The sequence below is a fragment of the Mycobacterium sp. IDUB_17 genome, from assembly GCF_055419465.1.
The window spans coordinates 359,749-375,252 of sequence record NZ_JBVAXS010000007.1 but is presented as its reverse complement, the minus strand read 5'-3'; the positions used below and the strand labels follow the sequence as shown (position 1 = coordinate 375,252).

The following is a 15,504-nucleotide window of genomic DNA, read 5'->3' as shown; positions in this document are numbered from 1 at the left end:
TTCCTGAGAGTCTTTTTGGCCTCGACGGGAACCCGCCAGGGACATCGATCGTTGAGCCAGATAGTTCGTTACCGAACATCTCATAGGAGAGGAACCCGACGGTGCGCGAAACCAGCAACCCGGTATTCCGCAGCCTGCCGAAGCAGCAGGGCGGATACGCACAATTCGGTACCGGAGCCGCCGGCTTCGGTGCACAGCAGGTGCATGCGCAGCCCTACGCGCAGGAGTACCTGGAGCAGCCCCAGACCGGTGTTTCTCGGCCGCTGACCATCGATGACGTCGTCACCAAGACCGGCATCACGCTGGCCGTCGTGTCGGCCGTCGCGGTCGTGTCCTACTTCCTGGTGGCCGGAAACACGGCCCTGATGATGCCGTTCACCATGATCGGTGGCCTCGGCGGTCTGGTCATGGTGCTGATCGCCACCTTCGGCCGCAAGCAGGACAACCCGGCCATCGTGCTGACGTACGCGGCGCTGGAGGGTCTGTTCCTCGGCGCGGCGTCGTTCCTCTTCGCCAACCTGGTGTCCAGCGGCGGGCCCAGCATGATCTTCCAGGCCGTGGTGGCCTCGATCGGTGTGTTCATCGGCATGCTCGTGGTCTACAAGACCGGCGCCATCCGCGTGACGCCCAAGTTCACCCGGATGATCGTCGCAGCGATGTTCGGCGTGCTGGCACTGGTTCTGGTGAACTTCGTGCTCGCAATGTTCGGTGTTGGCGGCGGTGAAGGCCTGGGCCTGCGTTCGGGCGGTGGCCTGTCCATCGCGTTCTCGCTGTTCGTCATTGCCCTGGCTGCGTTCAGCTTCCTGATCGACTTCGACGCAGCGGACCAGATGATCCGCGCCGGTGCTCCGGAGAAGGCCGCATGGGGCATCGCCCTGGGCCTGACCGTCACCCTGGTCTGGCTGTACATCGAGATCCTGCGGTTGCTGTCGTACTTCAACAACGACTAGCAACCCTGCCCCGAGAAAGGCGTCTGCGATTGCGGGCGCCTTTTTCTTTTGCATTTTTCGGGCAAGCGCCGAGTCTGCGTTGAGAGCGCCGAGTCTGCGCTGAGAGCGCGAAATCGCGCGAAACCGTGCTCTGAGCGCAGGCTCGGAGGCCTGTACACAGAGTCGATTTCATCCACAGCCGTGGCTCGCCGACGCTTTCATGAATGGTGGCTGTCGGGGATGCCTCGCACCGTAGGCGCCGTGAGCATCTTCGACAGTCCGTTCATCGGCTCAGAAGCGTTGCGGGCCGGTCTGATCCGCAAGCACCAGTTGCGTGCCAACTTCCGCGCCGTCTTCCCTGATGTCTATGTGGCCCGGGACTTCAGCCCGGGGCTGGTTGATCGGGCCAGGGCGGCATGGCTGTGGTCGCACCGCCAGGGAGTGCTGGCAGGTATCACCGCGGCGGCCTTGCACGGGGCGAAATGGGTCGACGATTCCGCACCGATCGAGTTGATGTGGGTCAATGCCCGGTGCCCGCGCGGCGTGCGGACATCCGCAATGTGCTTGCAGCCGACCGAGATCGGACAGGTCCACGAGCTTCCCGTGACGACACCGGAGCGGACTGCCTTCGACATCGGCCGCACCCCGGGGATCGGTCGCGCGGTGGCCCGGCTCGATTCCCTCGCCAGGGCAACAGGATTCAAGGTTGGCGATGTCGAAGAAGTGGCGGCACGGCATCGCGGAGCCCGCGGACTGCGCCAACTGGAGAGGGTGCTTCCGATGCTCGATGCAGGGGCCCAATCCCCGAAAGAAACCTGGCTGCGCCTGCTCCTCATCGACGACGGTCTACCGCGCCCGCAGACTCAGATCCCCGTGGTGGGGGCAAATGGCTATCCGTTCGCCTACCTCGATATGGGTTGGGCCGAATGGATGGTCGCGGTGGAGTACGACGGCGACCAACATCGCAGTGATCGCATGCAGTACGTGAAGGACATCCGCCGGATCGCCGAGCTGGAGCGGATGGGCTGGATCATCATCAGAGTGGTGGCAGAGGACCGGCCGTCCGAGATCCTGCGGCGGGTCCGCGACGCACTCGCTGGTAGGCAAGTCACCCTGCCGTGAGTGCAACGAGTCTGCGTACAGATCGCGAAATCGGGTGAAATCCCGATCTGTACGCAGACTCGGCAAAGGTGCAAAGGTGCAAAGGCGAACTAGCTCAGGCGCTCCACAACCATCGCCATACCCTGGCCGCCACCGACACACATGGTCTCGATGCCGAAGGTCTTGTCGTAGGTCTGCAGGTTGTTCAGCAGCGTCGCGGTGATACGGGCACCGGTCATGCCGAACGGGTGGCCCAGCGCGATCGCGCCGCCCGAGACGTTCAGCCTGTCCTCGTCCATGCCGAGTGCGCGGGCCGAACCGAGGACCTGCACCGCGAACGCCTCGTTGATCTCGTAGAGGTCGATGTCGGAGAGTTCCATCTTCGCGTTCCCGAGCGCCTGCTTGACGGCGTCGATCGGGCCGAGGCCCATGATCTCCGGCGACAGGCCGGAAACGCCGGTGGACACGATGCGGGCCAGCGGGGTCAGGCCCAGTTCCTTGGCCTTGGTGTCGCTCATGATCACCACGGCGGCCGCGCCGTCGTTCAGGGGGCAGGCATTGCCGGCGGTGATGGTGCCGTTGGGCCGGAACACCGGCTTGAGCTGGCTGATCTTCTCGTAGGTGGTGCCGGCACGCGGGCCGTCATCGGTGGAGACCACGGTGCCGTCGGGCAACGTCACGGGAACGATCTCGCGCTCGAAGAAGCCGTTCTTGATGGCCTCCTCGGCCTTGTTCTGCGACCGCACGCCCCAGTGGTCCTGGTCCTCGCGGCTGATGCCGGTGTGCAGCGCGACGTTCTCGCCGGTCTGGCCCATCGCGATGTAGACGTCGGGCAGCAGGTCGTTCTCGCGCGGGTCGGTCCAGGAGTCGGCGCCCTCGGCTTGCTTGGCGGTTCGTTCCTGAGCGTCGGCGAACAACGCGTTCTTGCTGTTCGGGGCGCCGTCAGCGGCTCCGACGCCGAAGCGCGACACGGTCTCGACGCCTGCGGAGATGAACACGTCGCCCTCGCCGGCCTTGATCGCGTGGAACGCCATCCGGGTGGTCTGCAGCGACGAGGAACAGTAGCGGTTGACGGTGGTGCCCGGCATGAAGTCATAGCCGAGCTCGACGGCCACGGCGCGGGCGATGTTGTAGCCGGCCTCACCGGCGGGCTGTGCGCAGCCCATCATCAGGTCGACGACGTCGCGCGGATCCAGTGCGGGCACCTTGTCGAGAACGGCCTTGACCATCTGCGCGGCCAGGTCGTCGGGACGCATGGTGGCCAGTGAGCCCTTGACGGCCCGGCCGATCGGCGAGCGGGCAGTGGCAACGATGACGGCTTCAGGCATGACGGCTCCTGCTAATCGAATGGCTTAGAAAACTCAGGTTGAAACTAGCCCGCGTGCACCACGATGGGTGCGGGCACCCCGGTTGAGCGGCGCCACAGCCTGCTGACTCCGCCGAGCCGGGTCAACAGTGTCCGGGTGTCGGCGGCTCCGGATTCCAGCGCCTCGTCGCCGTCCCACTCGCCGAGGACAGTGCACAGCGCAGGCAGCAACTGCTTGGCCGCCAGTGCATAACCGGCCGCCGACGGATGGAACATGTCCTCGGAGAACAGCAGGTCAGGGGCCTTGTGGAAGTCCCGGGCCAGGAGATCGGAGAACGGCACGGGTATGCCGCCGGCCGCTCGCACGGCGCCGGCCTGGGCGCGGGCAAGGCGCAGGCCGAGGTTGCGCGCGACGGTGCGCAACGGTTGAGGGATGGCGGTGATCACCCCGAAGTCGGGGCAGGTGCCGACCACGACGACGGCTCCCGCCGCCCGTAGCCGGCGCACAGCGTCGCCGACCCGTCGCGCCGACGGCCCGATGCCGTTGGGTTTGGTGATGTCGTTGGCGCCGATCATGATCACAGCGGCATCCGGCGGTGGGCCCGCGACGAACATGGCATCGATCTGGCCGGACAACCCCTTGGATGTGGCGCCGACAATCGCCTTGGTGCTCAAGCGGACTCGTTTGCCGAACTGCTCGGCCACACCGCGCGCGATCAGCACTCCTGGCACCTCGTCGGGCACGCGGCAGCCGTATCCGGTGGCCGTGGAGTCGCCGAAGATCATCAGGTGCAGGTCGAACGGGACTCCGCGTTCCCACTTCTCGACCGGCCCGCCGCCGGGGAGATACACGCCATCGGCGCGGGGTGGGATGTCCCAGGACTTGGGGATGACCTGACGGGCCTTGTCAGCCTGCCCACTGAGCAGGTTGCGTGCTCCGATATAAGCCGATCCAGTTGACGCCAGCGTCGCCGCAGCGGCGAGGGCGATGGTCGAACGGCGCGGGACGCGCACGTGAGGAGCACTTCGGCTTGAACCCACGTGACCAGTCTAGGTGGGTCAGACGGGTTCTCCGCGTGGCGCTTCAGCGTGGCGATCACGGTGCTGTATCAAGTCCGGTATCAAATCAGTTTATTTGACTGTTGAACTGTTTACGGATGTCAAGCTAAGTTACCCGGGTTGTCTGAGTGACGAAGCTCACCTAGCACTACAAAGACGTAGGAAGTGGTGACGATGACTGCACCGAGCGAGATATCCAGGTCGCATCATGCCGGCATAAGCCCAGCCAGGGCCCACCGCGGGCGTAGGTTCCCGGTCAGTGACGGCGCGCCCGTCGAGGTGGTCGAGGACGGCCCGAGCCTGGCAGGCCGATTGGTTTCGCTGGCGGCCATGCTGACAATCAAGCCGACCCTGGTAATTGGTAGCCACGTACCGCATCTGCCGTGGCCGTTCGGGTTGGTCAATTTCGCCGCCCGGCTGATCCGCCCGGCGCCCGGGACCATCAAGGCCACCATCGCGCTGCCCAACTGCAAGGCGCAGCTCGTGCGGGCCGACGGCGTCCTTCCCGCCGACGGAAAACGCAGCGTCATCCTCTATCTGCACGGCGGTGCGTTCCTGGCCTGCGGGGCCAATACCCACTCCGGGATCGTCACGGCTCTGTCCGGATACGCCGACAGCCCGGTGCTCGTGGTCGATTACCGCATGCTGCCCAAGCACTCGGTGGGCACCGCGATCGACGACTGTTACGACGCGTACCGCTGGCTGCGGCTGGCCGGCTACCAGCCGGACCAGATCGTGCTGGCCGGCGACTCGGCAGGCGGCTATCTGTCGCTGGCACTGGCCGAGCGCCTGGTCGACGAGGGCGAGATGCCGGCCGCGCTGGTGACGATGTCGCCGCTGTTCGAGATCGACAACGAGTCCCGGGCCAACCACCCGAACATGCACTCGGAGGCGATGTTCCCGGCCAAGGCGTTCGAAGCCCTCGTCGAGCTCATCGAGGCCGCGGCCAGACGCAAGGGTGAGCAGGTCTACGAGCCGCTCGATCATGTCGAGCCCGGTCTGCCGCGCACGCTGATCCACGCGTCGGGCTCGGAGGTTCTGCTCAGCGATGCGCGAAAAGCCGCGCACATGCTGGCCGCGGCGGGGGTTCCCGTCGAGCTCCGGATCTGGCCCGGTCAGATGCATGTCTTCCAGCTCGCGGCGCCTCTGGCGTCGGAAGCGAAGCGCTCGTTGCGTCAGATCGGCGAATACATTCGAGAGGCCACCTGGTGAGCTTTCGGCGGGCCTGAGACCATTGACGTATGCGCATCGCCAGGCACATCAGTGAGCTCATCGGCAATACCCCGCTGGTCCAGCTGAACTCAGTTGTCCCCGAAGGCTCGGGGGTGGTCCTGGCCAAGATCGAGTACCTGAACCCCGGTGGCAGCTCAAAGGACCGCATCGCGGCCAAGATGATCGACGCCGCCGAGGCCAGCGGTGAGCTCAAGCCCGGCGGCACCATCGTCGAACCGACGTCCGGCAACACCGGGGTGGGTCTGGCGCTGGTGGCCCAGACGCGCGGATACAAGTGCATCTTCGTCTGCCCTGACAAGGTCAGCGAGGACAAGCAGAATGTGTTGCGCGCCTACGGTGCCGAGGTCGTGGTGTGCCCGACGGCGGTACCGCCGGACCACCCGGACAGCTACTACAGCGTCTCCAACCGCCTCGTCGAGGAGATCGACGGCGGCTGGAAGCCGGACCAGTACTCCAACCCGATGGGGCCGGAGAGCCACTACGAGACCACGGGCCCGGAGATCTGGGCCGACACCGATGGAACGGTGACGCATTTCGTGGCCGGCGTCGGCACCGGCGGCACCATCACCGGCACCGGCCGGTACCTCAAGGAGGTATCGGACGGGAAGGTGAAGATCATCGGCGCCGATCCGGAAGGCTCGGTCTACTCCGGCGGGACGGGCCGTCCCTACCTGGTGGAAGGCGTCGGCGAGGACTTCTGGCCGTCGGCATACGACCCCTCGGTCCCCGACGAGATCATCGCCGTCTCCGACGCCGATTCGTTCGACATGACCCGACGGCTGGCCCGCGAAGAGGCGCTGCTGGTCGGCGGATCCTGCGGCATGGCCGTGGTGGCCGCACTCGAGGTGGCCCGCAAGGCCGGCCCGGGCTCGGTCGTCGTGGTGTTGTTGCCCGACGGCGGACGCGGTTATCTCTCAAAGATTTTCAACGACGCATGGATGTCGTCCTACGGATTCCTGCGCAACCGGCTGGACGGTTCGATCGAGCAGTCGACCGTCGGAGACGTGATGCGCGGCAAGTCCGGCGCGCTGCCCGACCTGGTGCACACCCACCCTTCGGAGACGGTGCGCGACGCGATCGGCATCCTCCGCGAATACGGCGTCTCCCAGATGCCGGTGGTCGGCGCCGAGCCTCCAGTGATGGCGGGCGAGGTCGCCGGCAGCGTGTCAGAGCGGGAACTGCTGTCCGCGGTGTTCGAGGGCCGGGCGAAGTTGGCCGACGCGGTCGCGGAACACATGAGCCCGCCGTTGCCGCTTATCGGTGCGGGGGAGTTGGTTTCCACGGCCGCCAAGACGCTGCGCGAGTGCGACGCGGTGATGGTCGTCGAGGAGGGCAAGCCTGTCGGCGTGCTCACCCGCCACGATCTGCTCGGGTTCCTGTCCGAGGGCGGCGGTCGGCACTAGACACATCGGGGGCATCGCGCCGCGTGGAATACCTTGCCTCCAGCAACTTCTCAGCTAGGGTGAGCTGGCCTAGGGCCGGCAAACTCAGTCACCATCACCGCCCAAAGCGACGAACGTCCTTCTGCACCCAGCGAATGCGCTCGTGTTGACCTGTCCAACTGGGTTGACGGTGCGTAATCTGCCTGTGAAGCAGTCTGTAGATCTAGGTGCTGGCAGAAAGTAGCGTCCATTCGCGGACCGCTATCCGAGATGAGGAGAGCTTTCGACGTGACCGATCAACCGCCCCCGCCCGGGAGTTACCCGCCGCCGCCAGAGGGTGGGTATCCGCCCCCGCCGCCGCCCCAGCAGGGCGGCTATCCACCACCGCCGCCGCCCCAACAGGGTGGCTACCCGCCGCCCGGTGGATTTCCCCCTCCCGGTGGTTACCCACCTCCGCCGCAACAGGGTGGTTACCCGCCCCCGCCCCCGCCGCAGGGTGGCGGCTACCCGCCGCCTGGTGGATTTCCCCCTCCCGGTGGTTACCAGCCTCCGGGCGGCTATCCGCCGCCTGGATACCCGGCCCCCGGATACCCGCCCGCAGGTGGCCCCGGCTTCGGCGGTGCGCCGTACAGCGTCGGTGACGCTTTCTCGTGGGCCTGGAACAAGTTCCTCAAGCATCCGGTCGAATTGATCGTGCCGGGGCTGGTGTTCGGAGCCGCGATCGGTGCCGTCTACGCCATCTTCATGGTGATCGCGACCGCCGTCTCGCCCGACACCACCAGCAGCTACGAGTCCTATGACTCGGGCTTCGGCGTCTCGGCGTCGAGCAATCTCGGTGTCGCCGGCGGCGTCGTGATGTTCATCGGCGGAATCGTGCTGTTGATCATGAGCGGATGGATCGCGGCGGCCTACACCGCGGGCCTGCTCGACATCGCCAACGGGCAGCCGGTGACGATCGGATCGTTCTTCAAGCCGCGCAACGTCGGCAACGTGATCCTCGCGACTGTGCTTGTCGGACTGATCATCTTTGCGGTCGTCCTGGTGCTGTTCCTCCCCACGATCCTGATGCCTGGACTCGTGTTCCTGAGCATGCCGTTGGCGTGGATCGCCGAGCTGCTTCTCGGTGTGCTGTTCCTGTTCACGACCGTGGCAGCTGTCGACCGCAATCTCAAAGGTGTCGACGCGGTCAAGGCGAGCTTCAACCTCGTCAAGCCCAAATTCGGCACGGTGCTGGTCACGGTGCTCGTGATGATCGCCATCTCCATTGTCGGGTCGATCCCGTGCGGGCTCGGCTTGATCGTGGGAATCCCGCTGATCCTTCTCATCCAGGTGTACGCCTGGCGCCGGCTCAGCGGCGGCCCGGTGGCACCGCTGTCCCAGTAGCAGAACCGAATTCAACGCCCACGGCGCGTACGGCAGAAATGTCTGCGCCGTGGGCGTTGTGCTGCGTGACATCATTTGTTCATGACACTGCAGCCGCCGCCCGGGTCTGGATATATCGCCGACCCCAACACCCCGGGGATGAATCCGTACCCCAGCCCTTATCCCACTGCGGGGCAGGGCAATCCGTACGGCCCCGGGCCCACCGGCTACCCGACACCCGGACCGTCGCCCTACCCGGCGCCCGGCCCCTCGCCGCAGTGGAACTACGGCCAGCCGGTGCCGAATCCGAACGCATACACGCCGTGGCTGGACCGCGTGCTGGCCTCGGTGATCGATCAGATTCCGATCATCGTGATCGTGATGGTCGGGTACGGGGTCCTCATGGCAAGCGTGATGGCTGCCACGGCGACGGAGGATTCACAGGGTGAGCCCTCCGGCGCTGCAGTCGCGGTACTGCTCCTGGTGACCTTCGCGTTCTTCGGTCTGCTGCCGATGGCCTACCTGGTGTGGAACTTCGGCCACCGACAGGGCAAGACCGGGCAGAGCATCGGCAAGAAGGTCATGAAGTTCAAGGTGGTCAGCGAGAAGACCGGCCAGCCGATCGGTTTGGGTATGTCACTGCTGCGCCAGATCGCACACTTCCTCGACAGCATCTTCTACATCGGTTACCTGATGCCGCTGTGGGACGGCAAGCGTCAGACCATCGCCGACAAGATGCTGACCACGGTGTGCCTGCCCGCCCCGGTATCTACTCCCGCGCCCACCGCGTATCCCGGCCCGCAGGGCGGCCCGAATCCGTACGTGTACCCGCCCCGATAGGCTCACTACGTTATGAGCGAACAGCGCAAGTGGCACGGTCTGGCCACAAAAGCCATCCACGCCGGTTACCGGCCCGACCCGGGCACCGGAGCCGTCAACACCCCGATCTACGCCAGTTCGACCTTCGCCCAGGACGGCGTCGGCGGATTGCGCGGCGGATTCGAGTACGCCCGGACGGGCAACCCCACCCGGGCCGCCCTCGAATCGGCACTGGCCGCGGTCGAGGAAGCCGCCTACGGGCGAGCATTCAGCTCGGGCATGGCCGCCACCGACTGTGCCCTTCGCGCGGTGCTGCGGCCCGGCGATCATGTGGTGATCCCCGATGACGCCTACGGGGGCACCTTCCGGCTGATCGACAAGGTGTTCTCGCAGTGGGGCGTCACGCATACCCCCGTCCCGCTGAGCGACCTGGACGCGGTGCGGTCGGCCCTGACCCCGCGTACCCGGATGATCTGGGTGGAGACACCGACCAACCCGTTGCTGAGTATCGCCGACATCGCCGGGATCGTGCAGATCGCTGCGACCTCGGGCGTCAAGGTGTTGGTGGACAACACGTTTGCCTCCCCGGCGCTGCAGCAGCCGCTGCTCCTGGGTGCCGACATCGTGTTGCACTCGACCACCAAGTACATCGGTGGGCACTCGGATGTGGTGGGTGGTGCGCTGCTGACCAACGACGAGGAGCTCGACGCGGCATTCGCATTCCTGCAGAACGGCGCCGGAGGGGTGCCGGGTCCGTTCGACGCGTACCTGACCATGCGGGGGCTCAAGACTCTGGTGCTGCGGATGCGTCAGCACAGCGAAAACGCCGCGCTCATCGCCGAATTCCTCGACGGTCACCCCGCGGTCGAGACCGTGCTGTATCCCGGTCTGGTCAGCCATCCCAACCACGATGTCGCTGCGCGGCAGATGTCCGGTTTCGGCGGCATGGTGAGCCTGCAGCTGCGCGGTGGGCCCCGTGCGGCACGTGAATTGTGCTCGCGTACTGAGCTTTTCATTCTCGCCGAGTCGCTCGGCGGGGTGGAGTCGCTGATCGAGTACCCGGGTGCCATGACGCACGCGTCGACCGCGGGGTCGCAGCTGGAGGTGCCCGACAACCTGGTGCGCCTGTCGGTGGGTATCGAGCATGCCGCCGATCTGCTGGCCGACCTGGAGCAGGCCCTGTCCTAGCTCATCAGAGCCGGACGCAACGCCGACGTCGTCACTGCCAGATTCATCTCCGGCAGTGCCGACGCGGTCTCGTCCACCCAAATGCCCGTGGCGATTTCGGTGGATCGGGCATGTACCCAGCGCCAGCCCCGGTCGTTGAGACTCAGTACGGCGCCCAGGCCGTCAACCGCATGCAGTAGGCAGATGATCGCGGCGATCGCCGGTACCGGATTGTGGCCGTCGAACAACGTGGCCAGCAGGGCCGCCCGTGTCTGACTCACCCGATCCCGGTTGGTCAGCGGCCAGCAGTACACCGGCATACCCGGAAAGCCCTTGCCGGGCATCCGGACTCGGCGGATCTGTCCGAGGCGTTCGAGATGCTGCTCCAGGGTGGGCTGGATGTGCTTGCTCAGCTTGGTCAACGCGGTATCGGCCGCAAGCGGCCGGCGTTGCAGTAGTTCGAACGCCGGGTCACCGACCGGATCGACGGGCCAATCACCGGCCAACGCGATCAGCCGACCGGCCTCGATCGGTTCGCCGGCCATGGCGGGGCGGATCCGGCAGGCGTATGCCAGATCCAGTAGTACCGCGGCGCTGAGTACTTTCTCCCTGCGGTGACGGTCAAGCCCGGGCTGCGCGGCTGCGTTGTCCAGCAACAGCAAGAACAGGTCTTCGGCGATTTGCGCCATTTCCCCGACTGTACTGCTTCGCCCGGGCCGCCCCGTCAGGCGTGGTAGGGCTCGGCGCTGATCAGGGTGACCTTGACCGTGTTGCCGTTGGGCACGGTGTACGTGCGCGACTCGCCGACCTTGGCGTCGATGAGGGCACTGCCCAGCGGTGAGTTGGGGGAGTACACCTCGAGCTTGCCGTCGCTGATGCCCTCCTGGCGGGTGGCGATCAGGAACGTCTCGGTGTCCTTCTTGTCGTCGTCGTAGTACACCTTGACGACCGAACCGGGCAGCGCGACGCCGGACTGCTTGGGAGCCTCACCGACCTTGGCGTTGTTGAGCAGCTCCTGCAGCTGGCGGATGCGGGCCTCCTGCTGGCCCTGCTCCTCGCGGGCGGCGTGATAGCCACCGTTCTCGCGCAGATCGCCCTCTTCGCGACGGTCGTTGATCTCGGCGGCGATCACCGGCCGGTTGGCGATCAGCTGATCCAGCTCCGCCTTCAACCGGTCGAATGCGTCCTGAGTGAGCCAGGTGACCTGTGTGTCGGTCATATTCTCGCGCTCCTGTCTATCTTGCTAAGGCGCTGATGCGCCTTCCTCGCGTACCAAGTCCGTTGTTTCCGCCGGGGAAGGCGCGTGTATTGCCGCGGGCGTCGGCACCTAACCGAGTGCTAATGCAGCAATACACGGCCCCAGCGAGGAACCGTGTATCGCACAATCGTACCACCGAGCGGCCAACGAATCTTCATTTAATCGCTGTCAGACGTGGGTTGCGGACGTCAGAATCAGGGCGCTACCAGGTAGGACGGCACATCCGTCCCGCAACCGTAGACGTCGCCGATCACGGGAGTCCGGCTGGATTTCACTTCCGTGGTCACCTGCACCACCGTGTGGTCGGACGGGCCGACCAGGATTTCACGCCGGCCGGTCTCGCTGCCGTCGATCGAGCGGGCCCGGACGATGCACACCACCGGCTTCGACGGGTCGGGACGGGTCACCCCGATCGTCACCGAGACGGTCTGGTTGTCGATCAGTTCGTAGGCCGAGAGCTCGCCTTTCACCTCGCCGGTGCCCAATCGCTGGAAGGCCACGACCGCGAGGATCACACCCGCCACCACCACCAGGCCGACCAGTGCGAACGTGATCCATCGCCGGGTCCGGCGGGACAATTGGCGGGATCCGTAGCGGGCGGCGGGGCGTTCGATCATCAGAACTGGAACTATAGGGCCAGACAGACACGTCACCGCAGCCCAGGGCTGAAGGTCGGGTAGAGGGATTAGGTAAGAGGACGCCGTAGTTAGATGAAAGCGAAATGAGTGAACTGCGGTTGATGGCGGTGCATGCCCACCCGGACGACGAGTCCAGCAAGGGGGCGGCAACCACCGCACGCTATGCGGCTGAAGGTGTGCGCGTCATGGTCGTGACGCTCACCGGTGGCGAGCGCGGCGACATTCTCAATCCGGCGATGGACCTCCCCGAGGTCCACGGCCGGATCACCGAGGTGCGCCGCGACGAGATGGCCAAGGCGGCCGAGATCCTCGGTGTCGAGCATCACTGGCTGGGTTTCGTGGACTCGGGCCTGCCCGAGGGCGACCCGCTGCCCCCGCTGCCGGACGGCTGTTTCGCGTGTGTGCCGATCGCCGAGCCGGTCAGCCGGCTGGTCCGGGTCATCCGGGAGTTCCAGCCGCATGTGCTGACCACCTACGACGAGAACGGCGGTTACCCACACCCCGATCACATCCGTTGTCACGAGGTGTCGGTGGCGGCCTACGAGGCGGCCGCCGACCACCGGCAGTATCCCGAGGCCGGGACGCCTTGGAGCGTGTCGAAGCTGTATTACAACCACGGCTTCCTGCGCCAGCGCATGCAACTGCTGCAGGACGAGTTCGCCAAGAACGGTAGGACGGGCCCCTTCGGCAAATGGCTGGAGCACTGGGAACCCGATCACGACATATTCGCCAAGCGGGTCACCACCCGTGTTGAATGCTCGGAGTACTTCAGTCAGCGCGACGATGCGCTGCGCGCGCACGCGACCCAGATCGATCCGAAAGGCGATTTCTTCCATGCGCCGATCGAGTGGCAGCAGCGGCTCTGGCCGACTGAGGAGTTCGAGTTGGCGCGGTCGCGTGTGCCGGTGAATCTGCCGGAAGACGACCTGTTCACCGGGATTGAGAAATGATCGACACAATGACTGCAGTGGTCACACTGCTCGCCGACGAGCCCCGCAACACCGGACCCGAGTTCGGTAAGGCGACCCCGCTCGGCCTGCTCATCACGGTGGCGCTGCTGATCGGAACCTTCGCACTGGTCTGGTCGATGAACCGGCACCTGCGCAAGCTGCCCGAGTCTTTCGACCGGGAACACCCCGAGCCCGATCAGGCCGCCGACGAGGGCACGGCCGAGGACGCGGATGGCGACGCGGCGAACAGCACTCCCGATGACCACCAAGGTCAGCCACGTGAGCCGGGTGGCGGGTAACACCCTCGGCGGGTCCACCAGCCCGTACCTCCGCCAGCACGCCGACAATCCGGTGCACTGGCGGGAATGGACGCCCGAAGCGCTCGCTGAGGCCGCCTCGCGCGACGTCCCCATCCTGCTGTCCATCGGCTACGCGGCGTGTCACTGGTGTCACGTGATGGCGCATGAGTCGTTCGACGACGCGGAAGTGGCAGCCGTGCTCAACGACGGATTCGTCTGCATCAAGGTCGACCGTGAAGAGCGTCCCGATCTGGACGCGGTGTACATGAACGCCACCGTCGCGTTGACCGGGCAGGGCGGCTGGCCCATGACCTGCTTCCTGACCCCCGACGGCCGGCCGTTCTTCTGCGGCACGTACTACCCGAAGCTGGGGTTCCTGCAACTGCTGGACGCGGTCGCCGAAACCTGGCGGGATCGGCGCGACGAGGTCGAGCGGGCCTCGGATCAGATCGCCACCGAATTGCGGTCGATGTCGGCCGGACTGCCGGGCGGCGGGGCGCCGGTGGGGCCGGAACTGTGCGATCACGCGGTGGCTGCGGTGCTGCACGACGAGGACGAGACATACGGGGGCTTTGGCGGCGCGCCGAAGTTCCCGCCCTCGGCGTTGTTGGAAGGGCTGCTGCGTCACCACGAACGCACCGGATCCGTGCCGGCGCTGACGGCCGTGCAGCGCACGTGTACGGCGATGGCCCGCGGCGGCATCTACGACCAGCTGGCCGGTGGATTCGCGCGCTACAGCATCGACCCGCACTGGGTGGTGCCGCACTTCGAGAAGATGCTGTACGACAACGCGTTGCTGCTCCGGGCTTACGCGCACCTGGCGCGTCGGACCGGGGATCCGTTGGCACGCAGGGTGACTGGACAGACAGCCGCCTTCATCATGTCGGACTTGGGGGCCGGCGGCATGTTCGCCTCGTCGCTGGACGCCGACGCCGGTGGGCGCGAAGGTCTGACCTACGTGTGGACCCCCGCCGAACTGCGCTCGGTGCTGGGGGATGACGACGGAGATTGGGCGGCTTCACTTTTCGGGGTGACGGTCGACGGGACGTTCGAGCACGGTGCCTCGGTGCTGCAACTGCATCGCGATCCCGACGATGAGGCTCGTTTCGAGTCGGTGCGTACGGCGTTGTCGGCGGCCCGCGCGCTGCGACCCCAGCCGGCGCGCGACGACAAGGTGGTGACCGCTTGGAATGGGCTGGCCATCACTGCGTTGGCCGAAGCCTCGGTGGCCCTCGAGCAACCCGAATTGCTTTCTGCGGCACTCGATTGCGCGCGCCGATTGCTTGACCTGCACGTGGTGGACGGTCGGCTGCGCCGTGCCGGCCTTGGCGGTCGGGTGGGGGAGAGCGCGGCCATCCTGGAGGATTACGCGGCGCTGGCCACCGCGTTGCTCACGCTCTACCAGCTCACCGGCTTCGGGTTGTCCGAGGCGGTTGGGTTGTTGGATATCGCCCTCGACCATTTTGCGGATCCCGATCAGCCGGGTCGCTGGTTCGACACCGCCGACGACGCCGAGAAACTCATGGTGCGCCCCGCCGACCCGATTGACGGCGCGACGCCGTCGGGCGCCTCACTGATCGCTGAGGCCCTGCAGGCGGCGGGCTACCTGACGGGGTCGCAGCGGTATGTGGATGCAGCACAGGCGACGTTGTCCTCGGCCACGCCGATCCTGGCCCGTGCGGCCCGGTCCGGCGGGCACTGGCTGGCGGTCGCGGAGGCGCAGGTGTGCGGACCGATCCAGGTCGCGGTGGCCGGCGATCCGTCCTCTGATCTGTTGGCCGCCGCGCGCCGGCTGGCCCCCGGTGGGGCACTGGTCGTCGGGGGTGCCCCAGGTTCCGCAGACTCGTCGCCGTTGCTTCGGGGGCGCGACCGGGTGGACGGCGCCGACGCCGCCTATGTGTGTCGCGGCACGGTGTGCGACCTGCCCGTCACCACCGTCGGGGAACTTGCAGTCTCGCTGGGTGGTGAACCTCCGGACGGCGGAAGTGGCGCCGTGTAGCC

At 66.3% G+C, this 15,504-nt stretch carries 15 protein-coding genes; 10 read left to right on the top strand and 5 right to left on the bottom strand.

Going from position 1 to position 15,504, the window contains the following annotated elements:
- Positions 1 to 101 precede the first annotated feature (101 nt).
- Both ACZYZ7_RS27605 and ACZYZ7_RS27600 read left to right on the top strand, forming a co-directional pair.
- On the top strand, positions 102 to 950 hold the full coding sequence (locus ACZYZ7_RS27605) for a Bax inhibitor-1/YccA family protein (RefSeq protein ID WP_450070075.1): 849 nt from the start codon (positions 102 to 104) through the stop codon (positions 948 to 950).
- Between the two features lie 219 nt (positions 951 to 1,169).
- The gene (locus ACZYZ7_RS27600) at positions 1,170 to 2,051 is read left to right on the top strand and encodes a hypothetical protein (protein WP_463742229.1); all 882 of its coding nucleotides are present in this window, start codon (positions 1,170 to 1,172) and stop codon (positions 2,049 to 2,051) included.
- Between the two features lie 89 nt (positions 2,052 to 2,140).
- On the opposite strand, the gene ACZYZ7_RS27595 is transcribed toward ACZYZ7_RS27600, so the two are convergent.
- Both ACZYZ7_RS27595 and ACZYZ7_RS27590 read right to left on the bottom strand, forming a co-directional pair.
- The gene (locus ACZYZ7_RS27595) at positions 2,141 to 3,358 is read right to left on the bottom strand and encodes an acetyl-CoA C-acetyltransferase (RefSeq protein WP_135457610.1); all 1,218 of its coding nucleotides are present in this window, start codon (positions 3,356 to 3,358) and stop codon (positions 2,141 to 2,143) included.
- A gap of 44 nt (positions 3,359 to 3,402) precedes the next feature.
- Positions 3,403 to 4,377: an SGNH/GDSL hydrolase family protein gene (locus ACZYZ7_RS27590; protein WP_450070073.1), complete on the bottom strand. Its 975-nt coding sequence runs from the start codon at positions 4,375 to 4,377 to the stop codon at positions 3,403 to 3,405.
- A 192-nt stretch (positions 4,378 to 4,569) separates the two neighbouring features.
- Here ACZYZ7_RS27590 and ACZYZ7_RS27585 point away from each other — a divergent pair, with 192 nt between their 5' ends.
- The 5 genes from ACZYZ7_RS27585 to ACZYZ7_RS27565 all read left to right on the top strand — a co-directional run bounded on the left by ACZYZ7_RS27585 (position 4,570) and on the right by ACZYZ7_RS27565 (position 10,379).
- Entirely contained in the window at positions 4,570 to 5,607 is a 1,038-nt protein-coding gene (locus tag ACZYZ7_RS27585) for an alpha/beta hydrolase (protein ID WP_463742228.1), read from the top strand.
- 29 nt (positions 5,608 to 5,636) lie between these two features.
- Positions 5,637 to 7,031 (top strand): cystathionine beta-synthase, encoded by a 1,395-nt coding sequence (locus tag ACZYZ7_RS27580; protein WP_463742227.1) that lies wholly within the window; start codon positions 5,637 to 5,639, stop codon positions 7,029 to 7,031.
- Positions 7,032 to 7,298: 267 nt separating this feature from the next.
- On the top strand, positions 7,299 to 8,393 hold the full coding sequence (locus ACZYZ7_RS27575) for a hypothetical protein (protein ID WP_450070071.1): 1,095 nt from the start codon (positions 7,299 to 7,301) through the stop codon (positions 8,391 to 8,393).
- Positions 8,394 to 8,474: 81 nt separating this feature from the next.
- The gene (locus ACZYZ7_RS27570; RefSeq protein WP_463742226.1) at positions 8,475 to 9,212 is read left to right on the top strand and encodes an RDD family protein; all 738 of its coding nucleotides are present in this window, start codon (positions 8,475 to 8,477) and stop codon (positions 9,210 to 9,212) included.
- 12 nt (positions 9,213 to 9,224) lie between these two features.
- The gene (locus tag ACZYZ7_RS27565) at positions 9,225 to 10,379 is read left to right on the top strand and encodes a cystathionine gamma-synthase (protein ID WP_135457603.1); all 1,155 of its coding nucleotides are present in this window, start codon (positions 9,225 to 9,227) and stop codon (positions 10,377 to 10,379) included.
- Here ACZYZ7_RS27565 and ACZYZ7_RS27560 read toward each other — a convergent pair.
- The 3 genes from ACZYZ7_RS27560 to ACZYZ7_RS27550 form a co-directional block, all read right to left on the bottom strand.
- Positions 10,376 to 11,047 carry a GOLPH3/VPS74 family protein gene (locus tag ACZYZ7_RS27560; protein WP_135457601.1) on the bottom strand — a complete coding sequence of 224 codons (672 nt, stop codon included), beginning with the start codon at positions 11,045 to 11,047 and terminating at the stop codon, positions 10,376 to 10,378. The genes ACZYZ7_RS27565 and ACZYZ7_RS27560 overlap by 4 nt on opposite strands.
- A 35-nt stretch (positions 11,048 to 11,082) precedes the next feature.
- Positions 11,083 to 11,577: a transcription elongation factor GreA gene (gene greA / locus ACZYZ7_RS27555; protein ID WP_135457599.1), complete on the bottom strand. Its 495-nt coding sequence runs from the start codon at positions 11,575 to 11,577 to the stop codon at positions 11,083 to 11,085.
- Between the two features lie 233 nt (positions 11,578 to 11,810).
- Positions 11,811 to 12,233: a DUF4307 domain-containing protein gene (locus tag ACZYZ7_RS27550; RefSeq protein WP_135457597.1), complete on the bottom strand. Its 423-nt coding sequence runs from the start codon at positions 12,231 to 12,233 to the stop codon at positions 11,811 to 11,813.
- A 104-nt stretch (positions 12,234 to 12,337) separates the two neighbouring features.
- On the opposite strand from ACZYZ7_RS27550, the gene mca reads away from it, so the two are divergent.
- The 3 genes from mca to ACZYZ7_RS27535 are packed head-to-tail and all read left to right on the top strand — an operon-like array spanning position 12,338 to position 15,502.
- On the top strand, positions 12,338 to 13,204 hold the full coding sequence (mca, locus tag ACZYZ7_RS27545) for a mycothiol conjugate amidase Mca (protein WP_135457595.1): 867 nt from the start codon (positions 12,338 to 12,340) through the stop codon (positions 13,202 to 13,204).
- Positions 13,201 to 13,503, top strand: coding sequence for a hypothetical protein (locus ACZYZ7_RS27540; RefSeq protein ID WP_463742225.1), 303 nt, complete (start codon positions 13,201 to 13,203; stop codon positions 13,501 to 13,503). The genes mca and ACZYZ7_RS27540 overlap by 4 nt, the downstream gene beginning before the upstream one ends.
- Entirely contained in the window at positions 13,463 to 15,502 is a 2,040-nt protein-coding gene (locus tag ACZYZ7_RS27535) for a thioredoxin domain-containing protein (protein ID WP_463742224.1), read from the top strand. The genes ACZYZ7_RS27540 and ACZYZ7_RS27535 overlap by 41 nt, the downstream gene beginning before the upstream one ends.
- The last annotated feature ends 2 nt before the right edge of the window (positions 15,503 to 15,504 follow it).

Bases quoted from the DNA above. Each gene is read 5' to 3' on its own strand.
- ACZYZ7_RS27600 (WP_463742229.1), top strand. From the start codon at position 1,170: ATGCCTCGCACCGTAGGCGCCGTGAGCATCTTCGACAGTCCGTTCATC.
- ACZYZ7_RS27595 (WP_135457610.1), bottom strand. From the start codon at position 3,358: ATGCCTGAAGCCGTCATCGTTGCCACTGCCCGCTCGCCGATCGGCCGG.
- ACZYZ7_RS27585 (WP_463742228.1), top strand. From the start codon at position 4,570: ATGACTGCACCGAGCGAGATATCCAGGTCGCATCATGCCGGCATAAGC.
- ACZYZ7_RS27580 (WP_463742227.1), top strand. From the start codon at position 5,637: ATGCGCATCGCCAGGCACATCAGTGAGCTCATCGGCAATACCCCGCTG.
- ACZYZ7_RS27570 (WP_463742226.1), top strand. From the start codon at position 8,475: ATGACACTGCAGCCGCCGCCCGGGTCTGGATATATCGCCGACCCCAAC.
- ACZYZ7_RS27565 (WP_135457603.1), top strand. From the start codon at position 9,225: ATGAGCGAACAGCGCAAGTGGCACGGTCTGGCCACAAAAGCCATCCAC.
- ACZYZ7_RS27560 (WP_135457601.1), bottom strand. From the start codon at position 11,047: ATGGCGCAAATCGCCGAAGACCTGTTCTTGCTGTTGCTGGACAACGCA.
- greA (WP_135457599.1), bottom strand. From the start codon at position 11,577: ATGACCGACACACAGGTCACCTGGCTCACTCAGGACGCATTCGACCGG.
- ACZYZ7_RS27550 (WP_135457597.1), bottom strand. From the start codon at position 12,233: ATGATCGAACGCCCCGCCGCCCGCTACGGATCCCGCCAATTGTCCCGC.
- mca (WP_135457595.1), top strand. From the start codon at position 12,338: ATGAGTGAACTGCGGTTGATGGCGGTGCATGCCCACCCGGACGACGAG.
- ACZYZ7_RS27540 (WP_463742225.1), top strand. From the start codon at position 13,201: ATGATCGACACAATGACTGCAGTGGTCACACTGCTCGCCGACGAGCCC.
- ACZYZ7_RS27535 (WP_463742224.1), top strand. From the start codon at position 13,463: ATGACCACCAAGGTCAGCCACGTGAGCCGGGTGGCGGGTAACACCCTC.